At 51.4% G+C, this 15,693-nt stretch carries 14 protein-coding genes and 2 pseudogenes; 6 read left to right on the top strand and 10 right to left on the bottom strand.

Features of this window, described 5'->3' with window-relative positions; genetic code table 11:
* Positions 1-92 (top strand): transposase domain-containing protein (locus ACYP2A_RS05825; protein ID WP_459743587.1); only part of this gene is annotated, 92 nt, incomplete at its 5' end.
* Positions 93-119: 27 nt separating this feature from the next.
* Here the strand turns inward: ACYP2A_RS05825 and ACYP2A_RS05820 are convergent.
* The 3 genes from ACYP2A_RS05820 to ACYP2A_RS05810 all read right to left on the bottom strand — a co-directional run bounded on the left by ACYP2A_RS05820 (position 120) and on the right by ACYP2A_RS05810 (position 2,148).
* The gene (locus ACYP2A_RS05820) at positions 120-389 is read right to left on the bottom strand and encodes a YegP family protein (protein ID WP_459743580.1); all 270 of its coding nucleotides are present in this window, start codon (positions 387-389) and stop codon (positions 120-122) included.
* A gap of 110 nt (positions 390-499) precedes the next feature.
* Positions 500-1,063 carry a MarR family transcriptional regulator gene (locus ACYP2A_RS05815; protein WP_459743578.1) on the bottom strand — a complete coding sequence of 188 codons (564 nt, stop codon included), beginning with the start codon at positions 1,061-1,063 and terminating at the stop codon, positions 500-502.
* A gap of 20 nt (positions 1,064-1,083) precedes the next feature.
* Positions 1,084-2,148 carry an ATPase gene (locus tag ACYP2A_RS05810; protein WP_459743576.1) on the bottom strand — a complete coding sequence of 355 codons (1,065 nt, stop codon included), beginning with the start codon at positions 2,146-2,148 and terminating at the stop codon, positions 1,084-1,086.
* A gap of 630 nt (positions 2,149-2,778) precedes the next feature.
* Between ACYP2A_RS05810 and ACYP2A_RS05805 the strand changes: the two genes are divergently transcribed.
* Together ACYP2A_RS05805 and ACYP2A_RS05800 are read left to right on the top strand one after the other, a co-directional pair.
* On the top strand, positions 2,779-4,599 hold the full coding sequence (locus ACYP2A_RS05805) for an ATP-dependent nuclease (RefSeq protein WP_459743574.1): 1,821 nt from the start codon (positions 2,779-2,781) through the stop codon (positions 4,597-4,599).
* Positions 4,600-4,603: 4 nt separating this feature from the next.
* The gene (locus ACYP2A_RS05800; RefSeq protein ID WP_459743572.1) at positions 4,604-6,322 is read left to right on the top strand and encodes a UvrD-helicase domain-containing protein; all 1,719 of its coding nucleotides are present in this window, start codon (positions 4,604-4,606) and stop codon (positions 6,320-6,322) included.
* A 66-nt stretch (positions 6,323-6,388) separates the two neighbouring features.
* Here ACYP2A_RS05800 and ACYP2A_RS05795 read toward each other — a convergent pair.
* Positions 6,389-6,763, bottom strand: a pseudogene (locus ACYP2A_RS05795) (transposase); the annotation flags it as partial.
* Between the two features lie 382 nt (positions 6,764-7,145).
* On the opposite strand from ACYP2A_RS05795, the gene ACYP2A_RS05790 reads away from it, so the two are divergent.
* Together ACYP2A_RS05790 and ACYP2A_RS05785 are read left to right on the top strand one after the other, a co-directional pair.
* The gene (locus tag ACYP2A_RS05790; RefSeq protein ID WP_459743570.1) at positions 7,146-7,982 is read left to right on the top strand and encodes a hypothetical protein; all 837 of its coding nucleotides are present in this window, start codon (positions 7,146-7,148) and stop codon (positions 7,980-7,982) included.
* A gap of 283 nt (positions 7,983-8,265) precedes the next feature.
* On the top strand, positions 8,266-8,955 hold the full coding sequence (locus tag ACYP2A_RS05785) for a hypothetical protein (RefSeq protein ID WP_459743569.1): 690 nt from the start codon (positions 8,266-8,268) through the stop codon (positions 8,953-8,955).
* A 395-nt stretch (positions 8,956-9,350) separates the two neighbouring features.
* On the opposite strand, the gene ACYP2A_RS05780 is transcribed toward ACYP2A_RS05785, so the two are convergent.
* The gene (locus tag ACYP2A_RS05780) at positions 9,351-10,211 is read right to left on the bottom strand and encodes a potassium channel family protein (RefSeq protein ID WP_459743567.1); all 861 of its coding nucleotides are present in this window, start codon (positions 10,209-10,211) and stop codon (positions 9,351-9,353) included.
* Between the two features lie 141 nt (positions 10,212-10,352).
* Between ACYP2A_RS05780 and ACYP2A_RS05775 the strand changes: the two genes are divergently transcribed.
* Positions 10,353-11,393 (top strand): hypothetical protein, encoded by a 1,041-nt coding sequence (locus ACYP2A_RS05775; RefSeq protein ID WP_459743565.1) that lies wholly within the window; start codon positions 10,353-10,355, stop codon positions 11,391-11,393.
* A gap of 206 nt (positions 11,394-11,599) precedes the next feature.
* On the opposite strand, the gene ACYP2A_RS05770 is transcribed toward ACYP2A_RS05775, so the two are convergent.
* The 5 genes and pseudogenes from ACYP2A_RS05770 to gspH form a co-directional block, all read right to left on the bottom strand.
* Entirely contained in the window at positions 11,600-12,112 is a 513-nt protein-coding gene (locus ACYP2A_RS05770) for a hypothetical protein (RefSeq protein WP_459743563.1), read from the bottom strand.
* Between the two features lie 427 nt (positions 12,113-12,539).
* Positions 12,540-12,809 (bottom strand): BPSL0761 family protein, encoded by a 270-nt coding sequence (locus ACYP2A_RS05765; protein ID WP_459743586.1) that lies wholly within the window; start codon positions 12,807-12,809, stop codon positions 12,540-12,542.
* 751 nt (positions 12,810-13,560) lie between these two features.
* Positions 13,561-14,412, bottom strand: a pseudogene (locus ACYP2A_RS05760) (YifB family Mg chelatase-like AAA ATPase); the annotation flags it as partial.
* A 103-nt stretch (positions 14,413-14,515) separates the two neighbouring features.
* On the bottom strand, positions 14,516-15,127 hold the full coding sequence (locus ACYP2A_RS05755; protein WP_459743562.1) for a PulJ/GspJ family protein: 612 nt from the start codon (positions 15,125-15,127) through the stop codon (positions 14,516-14,518).
* The gene (gspH, locus tag ACYP2A_RS05750) at positions 15,124-15,585 is read right to left on the bottom strand and encodes a type II secretion system minor pseudopilin GspH (RefSeq protein WP_459743560.1); all 462 of its coding nucleotides are present in this window, start codon (positions 15,583-15,585) and stop codon (positions 15,124-15,126) included. Before gspH ends, ACYP2A_RS05755 begins: the two co-directional genes overlap by 4 nt.
* Between the last annotated feature and the right edge of the window lie 108 nt (positions 15,586-15,693).

Genomic DNA, 15,693 nt, shown 5'->3' with positions numbered 1-15,693 from the left:
ATGCTTATCTCAAAGATGTGCTGATGCGACTGCCAACGCAGCGGGCCAGCGAGATCGAGCGACTGCTGCCGCATCAGTGGATACCTGCCTGATCTGTGCAAGGTGTGTTCGCTGGCCGCTTACCTTTCATCAGCTGAGGCGCATTCTGGTCCTTGGCTGATAGCTTTGTTGTTCGAAGCTCTCAGGCGAAACGTGAAGCTTGAGGCATTGTCGGACCGGCTGTAGAACCTGTCGTAAGGCGAATGCTCCCGGCACGATTCGATCCCGTTGATACAGCTAGTGAGGCTCTTGTGGGCTTCGCTTCGCAGCATCACTTGGCTATCAGTCATGACGAGCTGGAAATACCAGCCTCCTCCGTATGACCTGTGAACCTCGAACCTGGCTTTCATTGGTGAGCTCCGCTTTTCCCTTATCTCGTTCAATGATTCCGTTTAACGATAAGCCAAAAAAATGGAGGCATGCCAGAAGCATACCCCCATTTCTCGATAAAGCAAGCCCTTTAAGCAGATCTGCCAATCACTTGGTAGACGAATTCCTTGCCCCCACTGCCAGCGGACATCTCTACGCGGGTGATAAACCCTTCCTCGGATAGGCGCTTCAGGCGGGTACTGGCGTTTTGAACGCTCATCTCGAGCGCCTGAGCGACTTGCGTAGTGGTAACGGAGCGGTTGGAGATGACCACATTAAGGAGCGGAAGGCTCGACGGTGAAGGTTCGGGTCCCGCGAACCTACAATGATCGTTCACCCAGCACGTGACTCGAAAATCGCCAGATATTGCTGCGCCTTCTAGATTAGATATGATGTCTTCATCAACTAAGTCGCAGATATAAAAGGAAATTTTCTTAGCGTACTGTTTGAAGGTGTATATAAGTGACTCACGAAGAAAAGAAACATCGGCTCCATCAATATTCTTGAGGGATATGCCAATTGTTTTAATGCCAACCAACTTGGCAATTTCTTCCAACAATTGAGCATGAGCCTTCCTACCCCTAAAAGTACCATAAGGGTTGCTGCTTCCGTCCGTGAAGTCGCGAAGGGTGAGTATGTAAGTTTTCTCGTTCATGGTCTGATTTTAACCAGAATCTATTTATCTGTCAAGTTGAATTCAAATACTATATGGGTGCCTAAAAGTCTAGGTAGCCCTAAGCGCCAGCTATGTTTATACATGTCAGGCTTTTCATAGGTCAGCTCGACAGAAAAGTCTTCCTGTCTAATACTAAGCTTCGCATCCAGGCTTTCAGCGTAACCGGAACTTTTGTTCAAACCAGCCCCCCCTTTACCGCGCTTGCTCAAGCCACCCTTACGCATAGCATGGATAATGAGTTTGGCATTTGAGGCTTCAAGTGTCTCAGGAAACAAGGCGGCAACTTCAGGGTAGTGTTCGTCCAGGGCCGGTCTCAGTGTTGAGCAAATGCCTGCTCCGGAATCAGAAACAACGGCGACAATACGCGGCGAGCCCTTCCAGTTGTAGCTCTGAAGCCCAGCAAATCCGGGGATTATCGTCTCAGAATGCTCTTCGGCATTACTAATGAGCTCACCAAGCACCGTATGTAGTTTATTCGCGTGAAGTTCGCCAAAAGCTTCCACGAAGCTAAATTTAAACCGCTCGGGGACGTTCTCTGTGCCGCCAGCCTCGATTGGGAGTAGCTCGACCAATCGCTTGTTGTTTGCCTTCAATCCGTCTGCATTGACGCCGGCAGGGCGTCGGGGAAGAACTTTGACGCTTTTGTCTAGTCGCTCGAAGAAAAAAGCTCTACGAAGGTAGGACAGTGATTCCGGATTTTCGCTGAAGTCGAGTTCGACCAAAGATTTAACTTTCGCGAGCTGGTTGGCAAGTGCAAGGATACGAGCAGCAGCGCAAAAAAGTACCTTACGCTCCTTTGGGATTTTCAAAACGATGTGGCCGTGGCCACTATCAAGAGGCGAGCCATGCTTGACCAGTGATCGCTCGAAATGTTCTTGGGTAATCCAAGTGCTACTTGTCGAGAATTCGATTTGAAGGCGGGCGTCTTTCTTCAGCGACCAAGCGGAGTTTTCATCTTGTATGAACTCCTCAAGGTTGTCGTAAAGGAACTTCGTAACCTCTCTTCGCTCGACATTTAATCGCTTTGCGATCTCCCTAGCCTTTAGCTCTGGGGTGCCACTCAAGATTTGGATAATCCTTTTCCGCATTGGTGTTCGCTTAGCTCGGTATTGGTCGACTTGTTGACAGATCCAATGCCATTTGGACCTCCCTACCTTTGGCCCATGGCCCGGCGGGGGCCGAATTATACAGGCAGGCTGATGACGTCGAAATGCCATCAGTCGATTTTCTCGACCTTTCACCGCGATACGCTGACTTGAAACTCAATTTCCCGGGCGCAATCGGCCCCATCTGGGATCGCCACAGACGGTTAGAGGGGGCATTTTGTTAAAGAGCGGACAGCCCATTGTTTGGGCTTCTACAGCTAGAGACGCGCTAGCCAAGACTGAAGTTCAATAAATTCAGACTGTATATTCGTACAGTATTCGTATGTGTCGAGATATGCAAGCCCAGGCCGTGGCTGATACGCGGTGGTTTACTTGTGCTCTCCATATGGATGATGACCGTCTGGCATCCTCGATTGCTTTTCGATCCGCTCGCGCCCGTGATGCCATATTGGCACTATGCCCCAAAAAACGCACGTGGGAGAAGAGGACATGAGCAATGGGAGCAAAGCTGGCATTCAAGGCACAGGTTCCGTTTATCGACTACTGTCTGATGGCCTTCGGCCTTGAGGCGAAGGAATTGAACGAGACTTGGAGCGGACGGATATGCGGGTTGCACGGCTGCAGATTGAGAATTTTCGCGGTATCAAGCGCGCGGATGTGCTGTTGCCCAAGCATGCCGTGATCGTCGGCGACAACAACATCGGCAAGTCCACGCTGCTTGAGGCGATTGATCTAGTGTTGGGCCCCGAGCGGCTTTCGCGTCGGCCTGTGATAGATGAGCACGATTTCTATGCGGGTGAGTACGTTGATCCCCAGGGACAGCCTGTCAACATCACCATTGAAGCAGTCATCACCGATCTGAATCAGGATCAGGAGATGCGTTTTCGAGATTACTTAGAGTGGTGGAATAACGACACGGCCGATCTGTTAGGAGGCCCCCCAGCTGAAGCTACCGACGAGGAGCAAGTGCAGTCTTGCCTGCGCGTCATTTTTGTCGGCAGCTATGATGCGGATGAAGATGATTTCACCGGCAGCACTTACTTCTGCTCGCCGATGAAGCAGGATGGCACCTACGACTTCTTCCGCACGACTGATAAGCGGGTCTGTGGATTCCTGTACCTGCGAACGGTCCGAACCGGCAGCCGTGCGCTGAGCCTTGAACGTGGCTCGCTTCTGGACATCATTCTGCGGTTGCAGGACGACAAAAACTTCAAGATCTGGGAGGGGCTACTGGTCGAGCTGCGTCAGTTGCAGGTCGCAGCAGACCCCGCCATTGGTATCAACGACATCTTGGAGAAGGTTCAGGCTTCGATCCGCGGCTACATGCCCAGCGATGACGGCAGTGATCCTCAGATGCGTGTCACGCAGCTAACACGCGAGTCTCTTCGAAAAGCCTTGACGGTCTTTATGGCCACCGGCGCGCAGCGTAGTGACGGCGAAGCGCATGCAGCGCCATTCCAGAGCCAAGGTACCGGCACTATCAACATGATGGTGCTGGCACTTCTTTCGTTGATCGCTGAGCTGAAACAGAACGTGATCTTTGCGATGGAGGAACCTGAGATAGCAATTCCGCCCCACATTCAGAAACGCATCATCAATGGTGTGCGTGGCAAGTCAGCTCAAGCACTATTCACCTCCCACTCACCCTACGTCCTCGAAGAGTTTGAACCTGAGCAAGTCATCGTAATCAGTCGTGTCGAAGGAAGGCTGAGTGCCATGCCGGCAGGACTGCCTCCTGGTATCAAAGCAAAACTGTACCGGCAGGATATGCGGCTGCGTGTTTGTGAAGCTCTTTTGGCCCGGAGGGTACTGATTGCTGAAGGCCGGACGGAATACGATGCTTGGCCGGCCGTCGCAAGAATGCTTCATGAGCAGGATCCTGAATCCTTCATGCCGCTTGAAGCCATGGGCATCCCAATCATCGATGCGACCACGGACTCGCTGATCGCACCAATGGGGGCCTACTACCGCAGGCTTGGAAAGACAGTCTATGCCGTGTTCGACGAACAGTCGCCCGAGCAGATGGACGCTATAAGGGCGTCGGTAGATCACCCTTACCAGGCGCCTGAAAAAGGATTCGAGAATGTCGTCCTCAAAGGCACCGATGAGGGCGTCATGCGCAGTTATGTGGCATCTCTGATTGATAATGGTGCTTGGCCTTCAGACCTGAAGGATAAGGCACCGGGGCCGGATGCTCCGAAGGAGGAGGTAGTGGCGATGCTCGGACTTCTCCTCAAGCGATGGAAGGGTGATGGTGCGGCGGCCAGCTTGCTGTGTTCTGCAACGAACCGGCAGCACCTTCCTGAATTCATTGTTAGTACGCTTGAGAGCATTACCGCCACGGTAGTTCCTAAGAGGCCTGAGCCTAATGTCTTGGAACTGTTGGATGAACTGATTTGGCGGGCCTGAACAAATGATAACGCTTGATCAAGCTCGCCGGGACGTCATCGGTTCACCCCAACACTTGGTTGTGATGGGTGGGCCTGGCTCAGGGAAAACCACCGTTGCTCTACTCAAAGCTGAGGCATTTCTTGGTCGGCGAGATCTCAAGGAATACCAACAGGTGCTATTCCTCAGCTTTGCTAGGGCAACGGTCGCGAGAGTCGCAGAGCAGGCGGGAAAGATGCTTCCGAAACTTGAGCGAGCCCGGCTCGAGGTCAACACTTACCATGGCTTCACCTGGAATCTGCTGCGTAGCCACAGCTACTTGCTTCGTAATGGGCGTCCTCTATCGCTGCTTCCTCCACCTGAGGCGGCAGCACGGCTGTCCACGCTGAGCGAAGAACAAATTGGTTTGGAAAAAATCAGGTTGCTCGAAGACGAGGGGCTATTGCACTTCGATCTGTTCGCCAGTAATGCCGCCGTGCTGCTGGAGAAAAGCCAATCGCTTCAACGCATTTATAGCAACAGCTATCCACTGATCATCCTCGACGAGTTCCAAGACACGAACGAGGATGAGTGGCGGTTCATCCGCGCGTTGACTCGGCATAGTCAGGTGCTGGTTTTGGCTGACCCGGAACAACGGATTTATGAGTTCCGCGGTGCCAGTGCCAATAGGATTCAGGAGTTCGAAGACGCCTACCATCCCGCCTCTTTTTCTTTCGGGATGGAAAACCATCGGAGCACGGGCACGGACATCGTCCAGTTTGGCAACGATCTGCTGACCGGGGGTAATAAGAACAGAGCCTACACCAATGTGGCGGTGACGCCGTATGTTCCCCGCAAAGGGCAGCTTCATAAGGCTTTCAAGTTTGCCGTCCTAGCTGCGATAACTCGGTTGACTAGAAGTGGGAGCGATTGGTCACTGGCCATTCTGGTGCCCAGCAAGAGTTTCATGGCTGAGGTCTCAGCATACTTGTCTAGTGATTCGGATAATTTGCCAAGAATTTTCCATGAGGTGGCGTTCGATCAGGAGGCCGCGGCGCTTTCTGGCACCGCCATCGCTGCCTTGCTCGAGGGCGGTGGGAGTGTCGAAATCATTACTGAAAGGTTACTCAGGAACTTATGCGCTCACCTGCGTGGCAGGAAAGGCGAGAAGTCGCCCAGCAAGCCTCACTTGGAACTGGTCCTTGCTTTGGAGCAGTTATTTGAGGGGCAAGCGCTTCGTCGAGCGCCGCACAAGCGTGTTCTTAGTGCCGCGCAGCTCATCGCTGCTCAACGTCTTGATCTGCAACTGACTGGTGACCCTCAGGCTGACTGGGTTACCGCGCGACAGCTCCTAGATTTAAGTACTGAGCAAGTTCTCAATCAGATCGGTATCGATGGCCGGTATGTCCGATTGCTCGGGAAGGGGACACTGCTTCGAAGCCGCTTGAGCGAACTGTGGCGCTCAGCTAAAGGCTATCCCGGGGCAGAGAGTGTTGTCCGCGATGCGCTTCTCCAGGATCACTTCCAAGCGGTGACTAAGGACTGGAAAGGCGTCCATCTAATGACAATGCATAAGTCGAAGGGTAAGGAATTCACAGAGGTCATTTTGTACGAAGGACTTATGAAGGGACGTTTCTTGCAGACCGGCGCGAACCCAGACCGAGTGCGTCAGGCCCGTCTGGCTATGCGTGTCGCAGTCACTCGTGCAATGAAAAAAGTCATTATCCTAACGCCGAATGGACGATTTCGCTGCCCGCTACTTTGAGCGTTTGAAGGCGTGCCGATGGTGGTCCTGAGGCCAATGGAAACTTACTCCTGCTGGCTTGGCGCTTTACAAAAAGACATGTCGTAAACACCGCCGGCAGCAGGCCAATGTGGCCATGGTCGCATAACTTGTTGCGAGCTTGCAGTAACGCGTGGTCAGCCGGCGGTGCTCTTTCAGCCATCCAAACAGGCGCTTGATAACGTTGCGCTCTCGGTATTTGGGCTTGTCGAATAGCCACGGTAGACCGGGCTTCGGCTTGCGCTTCATGGTTCGGTAAGGGATGACAGGCTGTATGCGATAGCGATCGCAATATTTCCTGAGCGATTAAGCGTCGTAACCCTTGTCAGCTACGAGCTTGCGGCACCGCTTGCGAGGTCTGCCCCAGCCGGTAGACACCTGGACACCATCGAGTAGCGGCTGAGCATGGGAGATGTCGCTAGTGTGGTGTTTCACAAATAACGACCATAACTCGCTGCGCTTTTTGCGCTCATGCGGCGTTGTCGCTCCCCGCCGTAGCTGGGCTACAACTCATCGCGCTGCCTTGTCTGAGCAGAAAAATCACTCGCGGCTTCTTTGTTGTATTTGCAAAGCACCACACTAGTGGTATAGGTGCCTTCGCTAGCGGCCGCTGACGACGCACCGCCGTTCCTCGCGTCGCACCGCAAGCGGCTATAAGACGCCACTCGTGGATGCCTTGTAATGTTGAATAGGCTCCGACTATTGTCTGGAGCAGTTGCATCGGATTCTGGCGAAGCCAGTGGATTACAGTTACGATTCACTGTCACTAAACGTAATTATTTCAATATAATGCTTAGGATGGCTCATGGAAAAGGAAGTCGTACAGAGGGCAGTCAGTCGGCTTGCCAATACAATGCGGATATATGGTGAGGAACATCTTCGTTACAAGAGTTTGGTAGCAGTTGACAAAGAGGAAGCCATCGAGAACTTGGATAGAGCCTGGGAGGCAAAGTTAGAAGCCTTTCACACGCTGTACGATGTATCTAAAGATGAGTTCGATTACTTTGCACAGTCGGATACATCTTTGCTGATTGCCTTGCGTAATGCGTTGCATCATCGAGATCACTCGTTATTTTCCAGTTTGCTTCCAGAGTTGTGGCTTAGCGAGGCCCCTGAGAGGTTAGAGGGTGCGGCATTTTTACTGGCGAGCCATAAATTTGTGGGCGGCGAGCAATCACGCATGCATCATTTTATCAAGTTGGATGACATATATTCTCGCCTAGACCCCAGTAAGAACTCGCCAGAACTTCTGCGGCTCGGAAAAAAGGCCGATCTCCAAAAGCGGTTCAATCTCATAGCGGAAGGCCTTACTTTTATGAATATTCTGGCAGAGGCTAAATCTGAGCGATATCCAGAAAAGCAAGTGTATCTCGATATCATGCCGATTTTTATATCCGGTGTGGTTAGGGTATTTAGGGCACTCAAATCTTTGGGCGTAGAGTTCAAGGGGTACGACGCAAGAACTTATGAGAAGTGCTTTACGGAAGAGCTAGAAATTGATATAAGTTTATTTGAGTTCAAAATTCTCAGGATGAATATGGTCCAGCTTTATCTTGGGCCGGTTCTTACAGTTAATGAGGCCGCAACTGTATATGTTCGCAAGAGAAATTCTTGTGAAGAAGCTTCTTGGCTTGATTTTTAGATGATAACCTATATTGAATAGCATTTTATATAGTCATCGTTGCAAGATGACTCGGCCGCGCCTAGAATCTGAGAGGGCGAATGATCTTCGGCACAATAGCATGTAGTGGTCACGCCAAATTTTAAGTTCATGCAGGCGCGCTAGCAGCATCCATCATAAGAGTAGCCCTAGGTCATCTTTCGCTTCTAGACTAAGGTCATTTGACCCAACGAGTAGCCTTTGGGCTCCTTGCGATAAATCCGGTATTATAGCGCCGGGCCTCAATCTAACCGGGAGCATGATATTGACTCGTCGAATTGCGGTAGACCACGTTCGCGACAACTTCATTAGAGAGATTCAAACCGCACGAAAATTGGTCCAGTCGATTCACGCGTTGCCTCGCTACTCACCCAGATCACAAGGTATTCATCCCTCTCATGTGCTTCAGGTTACTGAGCTTGCATTCATGGGATTGGTCGCCTCTTGGGAAGAGTTCTTGGAAAGAACTCTTGTAAGATATGTTGCTAATGCTACTACTAACTCGGGCTACAAGCCGACGGCCAAGATAGGTTATTCTGCCACACTATCAGATGCCTATGTGGTTCTATCCCAGAACCCAAACTACGATCCTGCCAAACACTACCTAAAGGTCACTGATTACCAATGGTTAGTGAAAACTGCTGACTTCCTTTTCTCGGTGCACCCCTATAGCTGTATTAGTAGCCAACTAAACCTATTGAAATATGCGATCTCCATCCGTAATCGGGTCGCTCATGCTTCCGATAAGTGTAGGAAGGATTTCTTGTTAGTTGCAAAGCTATTCAAGTTTGCAGTCCCTAATGCACAGCCTTTACCACAAGGTTTCACACCAGGAAAATTGCTATCAGAAAACGTACAGCGCCACTTCCCTCAACACTGTATCCAGCGGCAAACAACTCATTTCGAGGCCTATGCGAGTTTATACGAGACATTAGCTCGTCAGATCGTTCCCTGAAGTCGACAAGCGTTAGCACAGAATTGATCTGAACTCTGTCATAAGCTAAAGCCGTAGTCGCTCGTCACAAAGCTAGCTATGGATCAACGGAGGTCATTCGTGGTCACCAGACTTCGATCCAAGTCGCACGATCATGAATGATGGTCCTTGGTAATAAAGAGACATGCACTCATAGAGATGATGCCCTTCGATAAATAGTTATCTCATCTCAAATAGATTTCAGTATGTGTGGTTCATGGGCGCAGCGCTAGAACAGTTGTAGCTCGCTTACCACTTTGGGCGGCAGGGGGAGCATCTTAGCTAAGGACCCTGGGTATATCAGTACTAGCCCGAAGGGCGCTGATGAAATTACTCGGGGAACGCACGGAGTCTGATATAATTTTTTAATGGGTTTTTTATAAAGTTGAAATTAGTGACCGAATTTCTGCGACTCGCGCAAGGTAGATTTCATGGTATGATTTCACGCCGCTCTTATATTTTTCATTGGCCAGCTGCGTATCTTTAAAGTAGTTCTCAACGAAATCATCGACTTCTTCGAGCAGGTCATTTAGTATTTTTAATGTTCGTGGTGTTTTCCAGGCAACCTTAAGCTGGGTTAAGTTAAGTAGATACTTTCGCGCAATGCTTGTTAACTCTTCAATCTGATAAAAAGTAGCCTCAATGGTGGTTCGCAGTGCCGCTATCTTCTGATAACGATCAGCGTATTCCGCGCACTCATTAAGCATTTTCATGCTTCGTAATGCTGGATAAAACGGATTGCCTTGGTTAAACATAAATTGGCGGTCATTTATTCTTGGTCTGTCATCAGCGGCGTTTTTTTTGGGGGGCACTACCAACTCTTTAGCTTCGCGCCTGCGATCACCGATCAGTTCCTTTCCTTCAACTAGGCTGGCTAAGCAAGCGTTATATTTAAAAACAAAACGCTCCTCGACTAAGTGTTCAATTAACCTCTCTTGTTTAAGAGATACCACCTGTGAAATAGAGTAGCCTGCAAGAACTAATCCGGTGACTGCTTCTATACTTGAAAGCGCTCGTGCTAAACCCAGAGGTTGCAGGTCGCCGTATCCGAGCGTTGTTACTGTTACTAAGCTAAAATAGCAAGCATCGCTGAAGCTAACGCATGAGAGATTTTGGAAGACGGGAAACTTTGCGAGTGAAAGACCCCAGTAAAATACGGCGAACAGCAACACTACTAAAAAAAAATAGAGGGTAAGCCTGACTATCAATCGAATATATTGCTTATTGGTTGGATACATTGTTGACCGTCCTTGCTCAGACCATGGATAGAGACGGTTCTACCATCCTCCGAGCAGGTCTGCAAGAAAACGCGCCTAGTTGAAAAATTTATTTGGATGATGCATAATTTTCAAATATCACAATTTACGAAGGGAAGCAACATGAGCGACATGGAAAAAGCAAATATTTTACATCAATTAAAAACGCACTTTGATATTTCTCCAGAGGTTCTTGAGGTCCTGCTTGATCAAATATCGAACAAGTCTGTTAAGGATAATTTCAAGCGGATCACTAGTGGGTTGACTATTGAGGATGATTATAAGCATTTATACTCTTCTTTGCCCTGGATCAAGAATATTAGTGGGCTTCATCAAGCTCAGGCAGAGAAATACAAAAAGAAATTCCAAATTCCAGATTACTCATTACTAATTGAAAGTTCTCAAAAAGAAACCTTTCCTTTGCTAGTAGACGTCAAATATGTAAAGGGTGCCGCCAAAAGTTGCACTATAATTCCTAAGCAAAAGCATACCCTGCGCGAATACGCAAAGGCTCACCGGCAGCCGTTGCTGGTCGCGATATACTGGGAGTTTATAGGTTACTGGACGCACACCTGTCTTTCTCACTTTGGGGGCAAGAAAAATAATAAGATTGATTGGCAGACAGCAATTCGCAATGATATGTCGCATATGCTGAGCGACTACACCTTTCTAATTAACGAGCCATTTTATAGAAAAACTATCTTTCCGAAGCCGGCTGATCACTCGGATGGAAATGTCGCACGCCACAAAGTTTATGGGAAATATGACTCGGTTTTCATTGGTCGAGATGTGAGTTCTCTCTTTAGAGAAGATGAGCCGTTTTTCTCAATGGTGATTGATGCGAATTTTAACGCAACTTCTGTTTCAGTTGAGGAGCAGGAGGATAGAATCTGTCTTACTGAGGAGTTTTCTCGTCAGCCAAGCATGATAAAGATTAGCCAGTGGTTGTTGAATTTTTCCCGATCTATGAGTATTAAGCAGTCGATGGTAGTCAACGATATGCAAGTGTTGGAAATGGCGAGAACTGTTATAGTCGATCTTATGCACAGGCTCGGGTATTCATTGAGTTATAATATTCCTTCTGATAAGAATAAGTGTACTGACGAACTTTTTGAACTCGCTTATAAGGACACAACTGTGATGCACGATTATCGTCGCAGCTAGGTGCTGTACGAACTGAGGTCTTGTGAATATCGCCGGAAGTAGGCCAATGTCAACATGATCGAATAATTTTATATGTTGCAGTAACTATTGGCCGGCCGGCGATGCTCTTTAGCGCTCGAGAAAATTTCGCTCCTGGTATTCTGGCTGTTCGAATGGCTGCTGCCAATTTTATTGAATAAATTGGCCTCGAAGCATCAGTGGCTTCATCAGCCATTAAAGTATAAAGCTAGTTGTGATCGGATTTCATGCATAAGGGCTTCACGAACACTTTCGATAGAGCTCGGGTTCTCCTCTTCAGCAATACCGTTGCTGTAGACATGTCCTGTCCAAGCGCCATCCTTGAGCATGCCGCATATCTCGTGACCTCCACTTGTCAATGGCCAAGCCGCGAAATAGCCTCGGTCGCTATGAATAATGCGATTTTCGAGTTTTGGAAAGCGAAACAGAATTGGGGGCATGTCATTAGATTGCACTTTTAGCCGGATATCTATCTTCCATGCACCTAGGTCATACGGTGGGACGACGTCTTCTGGTTTGAAAATATGGATAGTAAATTCTTCATTAAGGTGCTGTGAATGATGCTTTATGAATTCAAGAACATGCTTTCTGAGTTGCTCAGCAGGTTTGGAGCCTATTGCCGCACAGACTTCCTCGAAAGTTTTCTTCTCCATCTCAGTTACTCGAGTCCTGAGGAACTCGCTTCGTTCTTGGTTTTGCATACTGGACCTCCGAAGGACCACAAATCATTAATTTGTGGTCCATAATTATCGTGTTTGATGCTCCTTGTCAACGGATTTGTGTGCAAGTTAATGCCCTGTTGGAGAGTGAGGCGTCGCATTGGGAATCACGTCCAGAACCTGAATAGGGGCCCTGCGACAGCCACGACGCCTCTCTTTCAGAATTACCAATCTTGCTCAGTGTCTATGCCGCGTGGGCGACGGGCACGAGGATGTCCTCGTCTTCTTCGCCTATAAGCAGCATCGGTAACTGGGATGGATAGCGGGGCACTGGGGAGTAGCTCGCGACAAAGCGTGTATCTGCGGTTGAGTCCGAAAGCAGTGAGATTGCACAAGCTCGCTACAACGACCCTGCCTACACCGAGGCCAAGTCAATCGCCATGCATACATTCAAGTGTGAAGTCGTCGGTCATTTCGGGCTTTGAGCGTGTAACGGGTCGGAGCCCAGGGAGTGATGGCTGTTCTCGATGGAAGAGCTAAACACCGGTCCCATTGGCCAAATTGAAGGGTCTGAACCCTCTTCAATACGTCCAGCCAGCAGCATCTGGAATTGATCAGGATAGTGACGCAGGAGAAATTTGGCGTCCCGTCGTATTCGTTCAGGCAGCGATCGGTCCCGTGAAAGCTCAAGTAGAAATTCACCCGTTTGGATGACTGCTCGGGTGCGTTCATTTGGCATGGACATGTCGATACCCTCAGAGTTGTCTAGCAGCAGTACGGGGTGCTAATGCTCAACACCGTCCTCAGTTTAGCTCTTACTGGCTGAGTCAAGGGCGGAATGCTGCTAGCGTCATTTCAGAAGGTGTCGAGCTGCAATGGTGTAATGCGTTCCCAGCCGACCACATGGGGATCAGTTAGTCCGGAGGAGCGTTTTCCCCCCTGTCCCAGGGAATTGCTTGCAGCCAAACTCAAGCTCACAGAGGTTCAAGGCACTGCGTCATTGAAGAAGTCGTTGCGAGCCACCAGGCCCAGGTCATCTTCCGCCATCTCTTCCATCACAGGGTCATCGAACATCTGTGACAAAGGAAAAAATACGCCTCTGGAAGCGCAGATTACCGCTCAACACGCGACGGAAACTACCCAGGCTGGACCTGCAAACGCTGAACGACATGAGTCATGTCTCTACGTCGAATTGTCACATGCCCCAGTGAGCTAGGTCTGTCAGCCTACTAAAATCGCTTGCAACGTGGGGTGGACGCCAAGAGGTTGAATAGAGGATTTGCGGTGGACTGTATGGATATCCAACAAAGATAGCAAAAAAAGCTACTCTTGCTTATCTTTCACTATGTTTGCTTAATGCCCGGTGCCTTGTTGGTATCTCGCTTGACGCTTAAGCAAGTGTAGCGTTGAACTCGTCGCAGGCTTTCGCGCCTGCTCAACGCAAATTTTTTGTCGCATTAATTTCCAAAATATCGCATTTATTTCCAAAACCTACAGCCACCGCCCACCAGCGCCGCCCCCGAGGCCGAGTGATGCGGCTGGCGAAACGGTCGCTGCGGCCAGTGCGCCAGCGGCACCTGGCTGGCCACCGACTGAATCGCCGCCACTTCCAGGGCTTCGTGTTCATCCAGCGGCGGCAACAGGCCGGGCAGGCGGCTGGCGAGCAGCGTCTTGCCGGTGCCTGGTGGACCGCTAAAAAGCAGATTATGCGCTCCGGCCGCCGCGATGATCAGCGCCCGCTTGGCGGCAATCTGGCCTTGCACTTCACTGAGGTCAGGATAGGGCTGGGCCTGGGCCAGTAAACCGTTGGCGCGGTAGGGCGTCATCGGCGTCTGGCCATTGAAGTGCGCAACCAGCTCACGCAAATGATTCGCGGCGATCACCGTCAAACCCGCCGCCAGACACGCTTCTTCGGCATTCGCCGCCGGCACGATCAGCGTGCGCTGCGCCTCGCGCGCCGCCAGCGCCGCCGGCAACACGCCCTGCACCGGCCGCAGCGCGCCGGACAACGCCAGTTCGCCCAGGCACTCGATGTCTTGCAGGGCAGCCAGCGGAATCTGCCCGTTGGCACCGAGCAAGCCCAAGGCAATCGCCAGATCGAAGCGCCCGCCGTCCTTGGGCAGGTCGGCCGGGGCCAGGTTCAGGGTGATGCGCCGATCGGGAAATTTGAGCCCCGAATTGAGAATCGCACTGCGTACCCGGTCCTTGCTTTCCCTGACCGCGCCTTCGGGCAGGCCTACCAGGGTCAGGGCCGGCAAGCCGTTGGCCAGATGGGCCTCGACCGTGACGGCGGGCGCCTGCACGCCGACCTGGGCGCGACTGTGGACGATGGCGAGGGACATGGTGGTTCTTCCTTGAAATACGCGGGTGGTGATCGTGCGGTATTTACAAGGCGTGCAGGCGACTGAATGAATACCAGGTATTTAGGTGTATCTGCACCCAGCCCTACCTGAACGGCCCCAACACCTGCCGATAGTGCTCTTCCCCTTGCCTCGTCATGCGCGTCAGACGAATCTCCAGCCCTGCCGGGTCTTTCAGTCGATTGCCACTGAGCAGGCGCCAGCCTTTGTCCGCATCCCAGGCCCGTATATGCAGGTCGCTGATATTCGTGAGAACGGCCACGCCATTTTGTGGGGCGGGCAACGGATAGCGATTACGGGGCTGGGCGGCGGCGCGGTACAGGGTTTTTCCCTTGAGCCACCAGCGCACACGTTGCAGGCCAATGTCCGGGGCGGCGGCGTGGCGAATCACGTCCAGTTCGAACACCTGATTGTCCGTGCTGCGCACACTGATCGCTGCGGGCGTCGAGGCGGGCTCGTCGGGTCGGTCGCCGAGGCTGGGCTCGCGCAACGCGTTGCTGGCCTGAGACGACAGGTCGCGTTCCAGTTGGTTGAACGTGCGCAGGATGGCTTCGGTTTGTTGCATGCTGTCCTGCAAATGGCTGTCGGCGCGGGTAACGCTGTCCAGGCCGCGCCAGGCAATCAGGCTGACAATCGCCATCAGCATGATCGCGATCATGACCTCCAGCAGGGTAAAGCCGGTTTGCCGGGTGTTCATGGCTCGTTCACCACCTGTATTTGCCCGGTGGCCGTACGCTGGATACTGAGGCGGTTCTGGTCGCTGGCTAGCATGATTTGCCAGGGCGAGGTGATCCATTCGGCATTGAGCACCAACCGTTGCGCAGGCTGTGTGCGTACCTTCACTGCCGGTGACTCCCAGTTGCGCGGGTGCAGTTGAGGGTCGGCGGTAAAACGATCGAGGCCGGTGCCGGACTCATCCAGGCGGCTGAAGTGAAATCCCTGGCTGTCGGCCAGCCAGGTGATCGGCCGGCCATCGGCGCGGGCTTCGGCCTGGGCCATCTGTAGCAACTGGGCGAGCCGTTGCGCATCCTGGCGCAGGCGTTTTTCCGGGGCGGGTTTGATGCTCAGGCTGATTGCGGCACTGAGAATGCCGACGATCACCAGCACGACCATCAATTCGATCAGCGTAAAACCCCGTTGTCTGTCCTTGTCCATGCGTTGACGGTCCTTCGTTCTTACAGTCTTTACAGTGCTTGCGATGATGGCTAACGTTTGGCCAGGATTACTGCCCGTGCCGGCTTCTGTCGTCTGCCGGGCCGGACA

It is taken from the genome of Pseudomonas sp. 3A(2025), from assembly GCF_054589175.1.
Note: the sequence above shows the minus strand (reverse complement) of the source record. Positions and strands in the feature narration are given on the sequence as shown.

Coding starts and splice junctions, on each gene's coding strand:
- ACYP2A_RS05790 (WP_459743570.1), top strand. CDS start 7,146: ATGGAAAAGGAAGTCGTACAGAGGGCAGTCAGTCGGCTTGCCAATACA.
- ACYP2A_RS05820 (WP_459743580.1), bottom strand. CDS start 389: ATGAAAGCCAGGTTCGAGGTTCACAGGTCATACGGAGGAGGCTGGTAT.
- gspH (WP_459743560.1), bottom strand. CDS start 15,585: ATGGACAAGGACAGACAACGGGGTTTTACGCTGATCGAATTGATGGTC.
- ACYP2A_RS05775 (WP_459743565.1), top strand. CDS start 10,353: ATGAGCGACATGGAAAAAGCAAATATTTTACATCAATTAAAAACGCAC.
- ACYP2A_RS05755 (WP_459743562.1), bottom strand. CDS start 15,127: ATGAACACCCGGCAAACCGGCTTTACCCTGCTGGAGGTCATGATCGCG.
- ACYP2A_RS05770 (WP_459743563.1), bottom strand. CDS start 12,112: ATGCAAAACCAAGAACGAAGCGAGTTCCTCAGGACTCGAGTAACTGAG.
- ACYP2A_RS05800 (WP_459743572.1), top strand. CDS start 4,604: ATGATAACGCTTGATCAAGCTCGCCGGGACGTCATCGGTTCACCCCAA.
- ACYP2A_RS05765 (WP_459743586.1), bottom strand. CDS start 12,809: ATGCCAAATGAACGCACCCGAGCAGTCATCCAAACGGGTGAATTTCTA.
- ACYP2A_RS05815 (WP_459743578.1), bottom strand. CDS start 1,063: ATGAACGAGAAAACTTACATACTCACCCTTCGCGACTTCACGGACGGA.
- ACYP2A_RS05780 (WP_459743567.1), bottom strand. CDS start 10,211: ATGTATCCAACCAATAAGCAATATATTCGATTGATAGTCAGGCTTACC.